A 10,283-nucleotide genomic window follows, 5' to 3' on the forward strand; every position below is an offset into this window, starting at 1 on the left:
AGCAACGCCAAGGGCGGCCCTCCCTGGTCGGGGAGGGCCGCCCTTGGCGTTCTGCTGTGCCTAGTTACAGCGCACTCACTTGCCCTTGGCGGCGTCCTTCAGCTTGGAGCCCGCCGAGACCTTCACGCTGTAGCCGGCCGGAATCTGGATCGGCTCACCGGTCTGCGGGTTGCGCGCGGTGCGAGCGGCACGGTGGGTGCGCTCGAAGGTCAGGAAGCCGGGGACGGTGATCTTCTCGTCACCCTTGGCGACGACCTCCCCGGCGACCTCGGCGAGGGCGGCGAGAACGGCGTCGGCGTCCTTACGGGTCACCTCGGCGCGCTCGGACAGAGCGGCCACCAGCTCACTGCGGTTCATATCTAACTCCCGTGTTCTTCTTGCCATTGAGGCGTGCCACGCGGCGCGGCCGCATTTTTCCTGCGGCCTGGCCGATGCTGCCAGGGCTCACTGACAGTCCCCGGACCGGGCCCGGTTTTCACGGAGCCCACCGCCCGAGTACGCATCCTGCCCCCACTCAAGGCGGGAAAGCCAATCGGCCCCCCTTGCCCGGCGCGCGAAGAGCCCGGTACGTACGCCGGACACCATATGGTCCCCGTACGGCCCACTGGCCAGCCGACGCGCCGTAAAGCGGCCGCTGGGGGCGGGCCGTACGCCCGAAGGGCGAGGGTTTTACCCGGGACCCGCCCGCTACGCCGGAATCGTCGGGTTCTCCGTGACGCCCGCGGCCTTCGCCGCGTCGCGCACGGCGCCGGCGACGGCGGGGGCGACCTTGTCGTTGAAGACGCTCGGAATGATGTAGTTCCGGTTCAGCTCGTCCTCGCCGACGACGTCCGCGATGGCGCGGGCCGCCGCGATCATCATGTCGGAGTTGACGGTGCGCGAGTGCGCGTCCAGGAGGCCGCGGAAGACGCCCGGGAAGACCAGCACGTTGTTGATCTGGTTCGGGAAGTCCGAGCGGCCCGTGGCCACCACCGCGGCCGTCTGGCGGGCTACGGACGGCTCCACCTCGGGGTCCGGGTTGGCGAGGGCGAAGACGATGGCGCCCTCGGCCATGGAGGCGACGTCGTCGCCGTCCAGGACGTTCGGGGCGGAGACGCCGATGAAGACGTCGGCGCCGCGCACGGCGTCCTTGAGGGTGCCGGTGGCGCCCTCGGGGTTGGTGTTGTCGGCGATCCAGCGCAGCGCGCTCTTCGGGTCCGCGTCGACGAGGTCGGTGCGGTCGCAGTGCACGACGCCCTGGATGTCGGCGACCACGGCGTTCTTGACGCCGGCGTCGATGAGCAGCTTCAGGATGGCCGTACCGGCCGCGCCGGCGCCGGACATGACGACCTTGACGTCCTCGATCCGCTTGCCGACCACGCGCAGCGCGTTGGTGAGCGCGGCGAGGACGACGATCGCGGTGCCGTGCTGGTCGTCGTGGAAGACCGGGATGTCGAGGGCCTCGCGCAGCCGGGCCTCGATCTCGAAGCAGCGGGGGGCGGAGATGTCCTCGAGGTTGATGCCGGCGAAGCCCGGGGCGATCGCCTTGCAGATCTCAACGATGGCGTCGGTGTCCTGGGTGTCCAGGCAGATCGGCCAGGCGTCGATGCCGGCGAAGCGCTTGAAGAGCGCCGCCTTGCCCTCCATGACGGGGAGGGCGGCCTTCGGGCCGATGTTGCCGAGGCCGAGCACCGCGGAGCCGTCCGTGACGACCGCGACGCTGTTGCGCTTGATGGTCAGGCGGCGGGCGTCCTCGGGGTTCTCCGCGATCTGGGTGCAGACCCGGGCGACGCCCGGGGTGTAGATCATCGAGAGGTCGTCGCGGTTGCGGATGGGGTGCTTGGACGCCATCTCGATCTTGCCGCCGAGGTGCATCAGGAACGTACGGTCGGAGACCTTGCCGATCGTGACGCCCTCGACGCCGCGCAGCTTCTCGACGATCTCCTCGGAGTGCGCCGTGGAGGTGGCGGCGATGGTGACGTCGATCTGCAGCCGCTCGTGGCCGGAGGCGGTGACGTCAAGGCCGGTGACGGAGCCGCCGGACGCCTCCACCGCGGAGGTGAGCTGGCTGACCGCACTGCCCCCAGCGGGGACCTCGAGGCGGACCGTGATCGAGTAGGAGACGCTCGGCGCCGTTGCCATGCCTTTTCGCCTTTTCCTTCATCTTTTCGCTGTGGGTTGCCCTCGATCGTCGCACCTACCGACCGGTATCCGGTAACGAAGATCCGAGGATGGAAAGACTTTTCCACATCGCGGTAGTGGGCGCAATGGGTGGCCTGCGGGCGGTCCGGAAACGTGAGGAGGGCGCCCCCGGTACGGGGACGCCCTCCAGCGATGTCAGCGGCACCGACCCGCCAGCTCGCCTCGCGGCGGAAGGGCGCTCGAAGCGCCTATGATTGGGCCCGGGGGCATGGATCGGGCCGGTGCCGTATTCAGGCTAACAAACCTCTCCCGTAACGACATTCCCTCCTTGCGGACCAGGCCCCGGCTACGGTTGCAGCAGGTCGGGCACCCCGTGCTCGTCCGGCAGGTCGCGGTCGCCGGAGATCACCGTCAGCCGCTGGGTGGCCCGGGTCAGGGCCACGTACAGGACCCGCAGGCCCGCCGGGGACTCGTCGGCGATCTCGGCGGGGCAGACCACGACCGTGGCGTCGTACTCCAGGCCCTTCGCCTCCAGGCTGCCCAGCGCCACCGCCCGCTCGCCGAGCTCCGCGAGCCAGCCGCGGGCGTTCTCGCGCCAGGCCATGGGCACGACGACGCCGACGGTGCCGTCGACCTCCTTCAGCAGCCGGGCGGCCTCGGCGCGGGTGTCCTCGGCCACGTCGCGGGCGGTGACGAAGGCCGGCTGCACGCCGGTCGAGCGGACCGCCTCGGGTGACGGGGTGCCGGGCATCGCGACCGCCAGGACGCGGGCGGCGAGCTCGGCGATCTCCGCCGGGTTGCGGTAGTTGACAGTGAGCGTGAAGCGGCGGCGCGGGCGGGTGCCGAGCGCCTCGTCGCGGGCCGCGGCGGCGTCGTCCGGGTCGGGCCAGGAGGACTGCGCCGGGTCGCCGACGACCGTCCAGGTGGCGTGCCGGCCGCGGCGGCCGACCATGCGCCACTGCATGGGCGTGAGGTCCTGGGCCTCGTCGACGATGATGTGCGCGTAGTCCCGGCGCTCCTCCTCGAGGCGGTTACGGCGCGGGGCGGCCTGCTCCGGCATCAGCTCGTCGAGGCCGGTGAGCTGGTCCAACGGGTCGAGATCGCGCGGCTTCTTCGGCCTGGCCGGGGTGCCGAGCACGGCCTGCAGCTCGTCGAGCAGCGCCACGTCGTGCACGGAGAGCGCCTCCCGGCGCAGCGCGCGGGCGAGCCTGCGGACCTCGCCGGGCTGGAGGATGCGGCGGGACCAGCGGGACAGGCGCTTCTCGTCCGCCATGGCGGACAGCACCTGAGCCGGGGTCAGCTCCGGCCACCACGCGTCGAGGAAGTCGGTGAAGGCGTCCTCGGTGGTGATGTCCTCGTCGAAGCCCTCGCGGGCCTCGGCGGCCAGCTCCGGGTCCGGATAGCGGCGCTGCGCACCGGACTTGGACCACAGGGCGTCGAGGAGGAAGCGGCGGGCGCGGGGGCGGAGCAGGTTCACCGGGGCGGTGCCGCCGAGGACGGCGCGGCGGATGCGGCGCAGTTCCTCGGCGTCGAGCTCGACGCGGGTGCCGAAGGCGACCACGCGCAGACGCGTGGGGATGCCCGCGGGCGCGGCGCCGTCCTCGCCCTGGCGGGCGTCGTCGGCGTCGTCGTCGCCGAAGGACAGCTGCCCGTCGCCGGCGCGCGGGCTTCCCCCGCGCGCGACCGGCTCGTCCAGCAGTCCGCGCGCGGCGCGCCGCAGGACCCTCGCCATGCGGCTGGAACCCTTGACGCGGGCGACCGCCGGCGTGTCGTACGCCGTCGCCTCGGCGCCCTCCACGAGGGAGCCGATCGCGCGGATCGCGACCTGGCCCTCCTCGCCGAGCGACGGCAGCACACCCTCCGTATAGGCGACGAGCAGCGGCGTCGGGCTGACGACCAGGATGCCGCCCGCGTACCGGCGCCGGTCCTGGTAGAGCAGGTACGCGGCCCGGTGCAGCGCGACCGCGGTCTTGCCCGTGCCGGGACCGCCCTCCACCTCCGTGACGGAGGCGGCCGGAGCCCGGATGACCTTGTCCTGCTCGGCCTGGATGGAGGAGACGATGTCCCGCATCTCGTGCGTACGGGCCCGGCCCAGCGCCGCCATCAGCGCGCCGTCGCCGGTGACCGGCAGCGGCGCGCCGTCCAGGGTCGCGGTCAGCTCGGGGCGCAGCAGGTCGTCCTCGACGCCGAGGACCTTGCGGCCCTTGGAGCGGATGACGCGGCGGCGTACGACCCGGCCGGGGGCGACGGGCGTGGAGCGGTAGAACGGCGCGGCGGCCGGGGCGCGCCAGTCGATCACCATCGGCGTGTAGTCGGCGTCGAGGACGCCGATGCGGCCGATGTGCAGGGTCTCCCCGATCTCGGCCCGGCCGTTGCCGGACACCGCGTCGTCGGCCGGTTCGACGGAGGTGTACGCGCCGTCGGGCCCGCGCTTGCCGTCCTTGCCCTGCAGCAGGTCGATGCGGCCGAAGAGGAAGTCCTCGAACTCGTTGTTGAGCCGGTTGAGGTGGACGCCCGCGCGATAGACCTGCGCGTCCCGCTCGGCGAGCGCGCCGGGGGTGCCGACATGGCCCCGTTTGGCGGCGTCGTGCATGAGGAATTCGGCCTCGTGGATCTTCTCCTCGAGGCGGTCGTACACGCGGTCCAGGTGCTCCTGCTCACCCTGGATCTCGCGGTCCCGGACGCTGTCCGGGGTGTCCGCGGACGGGTCATCCGCGGTGGTGGTGTGGGCGGCCACCCGCGCCCCCCTTCGTGCAGATAAGGCAGCCGTCCACCGTACGCGAAAATTTGGACGGATGGGGGTCCGGGGGCCGCCCCCGGGAAAATGCAGCACCAGTCTTACAGGGGCACCGTCACCAGTTTCCGGCCGTCCAGCGTGCGCACCTCGAAGCGGTCGATGTCCTTCCGGGCGAGCCCGGTGCCGCCGTGGGTGAGCAGCGGCTCCGACTTCATGTCGCCGTGCACCTCCCCGTACCCCGCCGCGGGGACCGACCACGTGGTGACGGTCTGCCGCTCGCCGTCCTTGCCGACCGCCACCAGATCGCACTCCAGCGGGCCCTGCACGCCGCCCAGCTTCAGCGCTACGTGGGTGCCCCAGGACTTCTTCAGCAGCGAGACCGTGGCGTCGGCGTGGGTCGCCTCGTCCACTCCCCGGTGCTTCTCGCCGTCGTCGAACATCTCCTGCGCCGCGCTGACGTGCCCGCCGCCGTCCTCCGAGGTGACCGCGTACGTCCCCAGCGGGACGCCGATCAGCAGCGCCGCGGCCGCCGCCACCAGCCACATCCGGCGGGACCTGCGGCGGTGCCGCTCCCCGGCGACCTCGCCGAGCAGCCGGTCGAGCAGTACGGGCCCCGGCGGCGCCGCGATCGCCGCCGCCTCCGGGCCGCCGGGCGGCGCCGCCTCGCCGAGCAGGTGGGCCACCGGCAGCAGCTCGTCCAGCTGCGCCGCGCACTGCGCGCACTCCGCCAGGTGCTCCTCGAAGCGGGCGGCGTCCGCGTCGTCGAGCACACCGAGCACGTAGGCGCCGACGTCGGCATGGGCGGTGGTCATGGCGTCACCCCCCTTTCCTCGAGCGCGAGTTTCAGCTGCCGCAGCGCGTAGAAGACGCGGGAGCGGACGGTGCCGGGCGGCACCTTCAGCACCTCCGCGGCCTCGTTGACCGTACGGCCCCGGAAGTAGGTCTCCACCAGCGCGTCCCGGTGCGCGGTGCTGAGGTCGGCGAGGGCGTCGTTGAGCGTCATCCGGTGCAGCGTCCGCTCGATCTCGTCCGCGGCCGGCAGGGACTCCAGCGGCGTCGCGTCCACCTCCCGCGGCCGGGCCTGGCGGCTGCGGTGGCCGTCGATCACGATCCGGCGGGCGACGGTGACGAGCCAGGGGCGCACCGAGCCGTGCGCGCCGCCGAGTTGGTCGGCGTGCCGCCAGGCCCGTAGCAAGGTCTCCTGCACGATGTCCTCGGCGCGGTGCCGGTCCCCGGCGACCAGCCGCAGCACGAAGCCGAGGAGCGGGCCTGCGTGCTCTTTGTAGAGCACGCGCATCAGCTCGTCCTCGGGCAGGGCGCCCTCCGCACCCGGCGGCCGGTCGTCCGTCACGACGGCATGGTCGCGCACCCGCACCTCCCGGTCGAGACCTTCTTCCGCACTCGGGTACGGGGGCGTGGCCGGAAGTGTTCAGTGCGCCCTGGACACGCGCGCGCGTACGGAAGGGATCGGCGGCCCGCTCACCGAACTCCCGTGAAATACCTCGCACTTGGCCCTTGAACGCATCCAGCCTTGGAGCCCGTAAACCCACCCGAGAGGCCGGTGCAGGGGGTGCCGGCCCCAACAGGGGGAGTGCTCATGGGCAAGTCCATCGTCATCGGTTCGATCGCCGCCGTGACCGCCGCGGCCGCCGCACTGGTCGTGCTGCCCGCCGTCGCGGACGACGACGGCGGCGACGCGGCCGCAGGGAAGGGGGAGGGGCAGGCGGGGCATGAAGGACACGCCGCCGCGGCGGGCCGGATCGGGGCGCTGAGCGGCAGCAATCAGCCGGATGCGGTCTTCTTCGCCGGCAGCCTCAACGGCGCCAACGAGGTACCCGTGGAAGGCGGCCCGGCCGTCGGCGACAAGGACGGATCGGCGCTCGCGCTGATGCGGGTGCAGGGGGACGAGGTGGCGTTCGCCTTCAAGTTCCGCGGCATCGCCGCCCCGACGCTCGCGCATATCCACCAGGGCGGCAAGGGCGCCAACGGGGCCGTGAAGATCCCGCTGTTCACCGAGAAACTCGCCGACGGCACCGACCAGGTCACCGGCACCGTCAAGGTGACCGACCCGGCGCTGCTGCAGCAGCTCAAGGACAACCCGGGCGGCTTCTACTTCAACCTGCACACCGGGGAGTTCCCCGGCGGTGCCGTCCGCGGCCAGGTGCACCGGCTCGACTCCACGCTGGACATGCACCGGCCCTTCCGGAGCTTCCAGGCGCCGGTCCTGCAGGGGCAGCAGGTCTACAAGTGCGCGAAGCAGCAGGACGGTTCGTACGCCTTCACCCAGGACAATGTGCGCGCCCGGCTCGCCGGGAACATCGCCCACTTCTTCGTCAAGCCGCAGGAGGGCCCGCCCGCCTGGCTCGCCCCCGACCTCTCGGCCGTCACCGGCAAGGTGACGCAGCGCATCGACAACGGCCCGAAGAACATCCCCGAGCTGCACCTGGCCGCCACCCAGAAGGGCCGCGGCAGCGGGAAGCTCTCGTACGCGACGGAGATCCTGCGCCTGAACACGGTCGGCGGCGTGGCACCGGCGGGCGCGTGCGAGCCGGGCGCGAAGGCGGCGGTGAACTACAAGGCGGACTACGTCTTCATCGGCAGGTAGCAGCCGGTACGGGGGTACCGGCCCGCCTCATCCGTCCGCGTACTTCGTCTCCGCCGACGGGTCGTGCGCCAGCCGGTACCCCCGCTTCACCACCGTCTGAATCAGCTTCGGCGCCCCGAGCGCGGAGCGCAGCCGCGCCATCGCCGTCTCCACGGCGTGCTCGTCGCGCCCCGCCCCCGGCAGCGCCCGCAGCAGCTCGCCGCGCGCGACCACCCAGCCAGGGCGGCGCGCGAGCGCCCGCAGCAGCGCCATCCCGGCCGGCGGTACGGGCTTCAGCTCGCCGTCGACCAGGGCCGCGTGGCCCCGTATCTCCAGCCGCCGCCCGGCCACCGGCAGCGCCCGCACCCGGCCCGGCAGCTCCAGTGCCAGCAGCTGCACCAGCGGCCCGAGCCGGAAGCGCTCCGGCCAGACGGCCGGCACGTCGTGGTTCTCCAGCGGCAGCGCCGTCACCGGTCCCACGCACGCGGGCAGCACGTCGGTGCGCAGCGCGTCCAGCACCTCGGCCTGCATGCCGCGCTCCGCGGCCCGCGCCAGGAAGCTGGCGGCGGCCGGCGCCGAGGTGAAGGTCATGGCGTCCACGGCCCGCGCCACGCAGGCGTCCAGCAGCCGGTCCACCGGGCCGATGTCGGCGGGCGGCATCCACCGGTACACCGGCACCCCCACCACCTCGGCGCCCGCCTCCTGCAGCGCCTCGACGAAGCCGGGCAGCGGCTCCCCGTGCAGCTGCAGCGCGATCCGCTGTCCGGCGACGCCCTCGGCGAGCAGCCGGTCGAGCACCTCGGCCATCGACTCGGACGCCGGCGACCACTCCTCGGTCAGGCCCGCGGCCCGGATGGCGCCGCGCACCTTGGGCCCGCGGGCGAGGATCCGTACCTGCGCGAGGCTGCCGAGCAGCGCCTGCCCGAGCCCCCAGCCCTCGGCGGCCTCGACCCAGCCGCGGAAGCCGATCGCCGTGGTGGCGACCACCAGATCCGGTCTGGCGTCGAGGAGTTGCTTGGTAGTGGCGAGCAGCTCGGCGTCGTCCGGCAGCGGCACGATGCGCAGCGCCGGCGCGTGCATGACGGCGGCGCCGCGGCGCTCCAGCAGTGCGCCGAGCTCCTCGGCCCTACGGGCGGCCGTGACCCCGACGGTGAAGCCGGCGAGGGGCTTCACCGCGGGGGCGGCCTGTGGTGCGGGTGCTGTCATAGGCGTTCTCGTCCCGGGTGTCGTCCTTTGGCGCATGGTTCCCGCCCCCGGTGACGGTCGCAGTTCACGCGCATTTCACGGCGGTTACGCGGTCAATGTCACACCTGCGCGTACGCCGGCTGCCGCTCCTCCGCACCCGCGCTCTCGGACGCCGTCGCGGGAGCCGCGGTGCGGCGCAGGTACACCGTCCAGGTCACGGCGAAGCACACCGCGTAGAAGGCGAGGAAGGCCGCACAGGCCATGGTGCCGGATCCGTTGGCCAGGAAGGACTGGCGGAAGGCGAGGTTGATGCCGAGCCCGCCGAGCGCGCCGACGGCGCCGATCAGGCCCATCGAGGCGCCGGAGAGGCGGCGTCCGTACGCCTTGGCCTCCTCGCCGCTCATGCCCATCGCAGTGGCCTTCGCGTCGTAGATGCCCGGGATCATCTTGTACGTGGAGCCGTTGCCGAGGCCGCTCAGCACGATCAGCGGGATGAAGCCGATGAGGAACAGCGCGAGCGACTTCTCCACGGACCCGTAGATGACGATGCCGGTGGCAGCGCCCATGCCGGCGAAGTTCCACAGCGTGATGCGGGCGCCGCCGTAGCGGTCGGCGAGGCGGCCGCCGATGGGGCGGATCAGGCTGCCGAGCAGCGGGCCGATGAAGGTGAGCGAGGCCGCCTGCAGCGGGGTGCGGCCGAACTGGTTCTGCAGGACCAGGCCGAAGGCGAAGCTGTAGCCGATGAACGAGCCGAAGGTGCCGATGTAGAGGAAGGACATGATCCAGGTGTGGGCGTCCTTCGCGGATTCCTTCGCCGCCCCGGTGTCGTTCTTCACCGGCGCGAGGTTGTCCATCGCCAGGGCGGCCAGGATGGCGGCGAAGACGATGAACGGCATGTAGACGAAGAGCAGCAGGCGGGGCGAGCCGTCGCCCGCGGTGCCGATGATGAGCAGGGCGACCAGCTGGATGACGGGGACGCCGATGTTGCCGCCGCCGGCGTTCAGACCCAGCGCCCAGCCCTTCTTGCGGAGCGGGAAGAAGGAGTTGATGTTCGTCATCGACGAGGCGAAGTTGCCGCCGCCGACGCCGGTGAGGGCGGCGACGAGCATGAAGGTCCCGTAGGAGGTGCCCGGCTCCATCACGACCGCGGCGGCGATGGTGGGAAGCAGCAGCAGCGCGGCCGAGAAGATCGTCCAGTTGCGGCCGCCGAAGCGGGCGACGGCGAAGGTGTACGGGACGCGGACGCAGGCGCCGACGAGGGTGGCCATCGCGACCAGGAAGAACTTCCCGGCCGGGTCGATGCCGTACTCCGGACCCATGAAGAGGACGAGGACCGACCAGAGGGTCCAGATCGAGAATCCGATGTGCTCGGCGAGCACGGAGACGATGAGATTGCGGTTGGCGATGCGCTCACCGCGCTCCTGCCAGAACGTGGTGTCTTCCGGATCCCAGTGCTCGATCCAGCGCTTCCCCTTGCGGGGGGCGGCTGCAGTCATGTCGCGTCTCCCTGCCCTGAGTCGTTTGTTGCCAGCGACCGTAGGGAGCTGGGGTTTCCGCGCTGTGGCGGTGAGTGACGTGTGGGCAACCTTGCGCTCACCTGCGCGGTGGGCGGGGGGTGAGAACTTTTCCCACCCACACGCCCGTTGCTGTGTGCGG

8 protein-coding genes are annotated in these 10,283 nt (G+C 72.2%); 1 reads left to right on the forward strand and 7 read right to left on the reverse strand.

Translation table 11 applies throughout. From position 1 onward, the window contains the following. Window positions 1–75: 75 nt before the first annotated feature. The 5 genes from G5C51_RS20740 to G5C51_RS20760 all read right to left on the reverse strand — a co-directional run bounded on the left by G5C51_RS20740 (window position 76) and on the right by G5C51_RS20760 (window position 6,227). A complete protein-coding gene (locus tag G5C51_RS20740; RefSeq protein ID WP_165239578.1) occupies window positions 76–357 on the reverse strand; it encodes an HU family DNA-binding protein in 282 nt (93 codons plus the stop codon). 330 nt (window positions 358–687) lie between these two features. Then, window positions 688–2,121 carry an NAD-dependent malic enzyme gene (locus G5C51_RS20745; protein ID WP_165239580.1) on the reverse strand — a complete coding sequence of 478 codons (1,434 nt, stop codon included), beginning with the start codon at window positions 2,119–2,121 and terminating at the stop codon, window positions 688–690. Window positions 2,122–2,467: 346 nt separating this feature from the next. Further along, window positions 2,468–4,858: a UvrD-helicase domain-containing protein gene (locus G5C51_RS20750; protein ID WP_165239582.1), complete on the reverse strand. Its 2,391-nt coding sequence runs from the start codon at window positions 4,856–4,858 to the stop codon at window positions 2,468–2,470. Window positions 4,859–4,959: 101 nt separating this feature from the next. Then, window positions 4,960–5,670 (reverse strand): zf-HC2 domain-containing protein, encoded by a 711-nt coding sequence (locus G5C51_RS20755; protein WP_165239584.1) that lies wholly within the window; start codon window positions 5,668–5,670, stop codon window positions 4,960–4,962. Beyond that, a complete protein-coding gene (locus G5C51_RS20760) occupies window positions 5,667–6,227 on the reverse strand; it encodes a sigma-70 family RNA polymerase sigma factor (RefSeq protein WP_338118237.1) in 561 nt (186 codons plus the stop codon). Before G5C51_RS20760 ends, G5C51_RS20755 begins: the two co-directional genes overlap by 4 nt. A 228-nt stretch (window positions 6,228–6,455) precedes the next feature. Here G5C51_RS20760 and G5C51_RS20765 point away from each other — a divergent pair, with 228 nt between their 5' ends. After that, on the forward strand, window positions 6,456–7,463 hold the full coding sequence (locus G5C51_RS20765) for a CHRD domain-containing protein (protein ID WP_206314114.1): 1,008 nt from the start codon (window positions 6,456–6,458) through the stop codon (window positions 7,461–7,463). A gap of 27 nt (window positions 7,464–7,490) precedes the next feature. Here the strand turns inward: G5C51_RS20765 and G5C51_RS20770 are convergent, their stop codons facing one another. Together G5C51_RS20770 and G5C51_RS20775 are read right to left on the reverse strand one after the other, a co-directional pair. After that, entirely contained in the window at window positions 7,491–8,648 is a 1,158-nt protein-coding gene (locus G5C51_RS20770; protein ID WP_165239589.1) for a uroporphyrinogen-III synthase, read from the reverse strand. Between the two features lie 98 nt (window positions 8,649–8,746). Then, the gene (locus tag G5C51_RS20775) at window positions 8,747–10,123 is read right to left on the reverse strand and encodes a nitrate/nitrite transporter (protein ID WP_165239591.1); all 1,377 of its coding nucleotides are present in this window, start codon (window positions 10,121–10,123) and stop codon (window positions 8,747–8,749) included. Window positions 10,124–10,283: the final 160 nt, after the last annotated feature.

The organism is Streptomyces coryli (assembly GCF_011044975.1).
GTDB classification, from domain to species: domain Bacteria; phylum Actinomycetota; class Actinomycetes; order Streptomycetales; family Streptomycetaceae; genus Streptomyces; species Streptomyces coryli.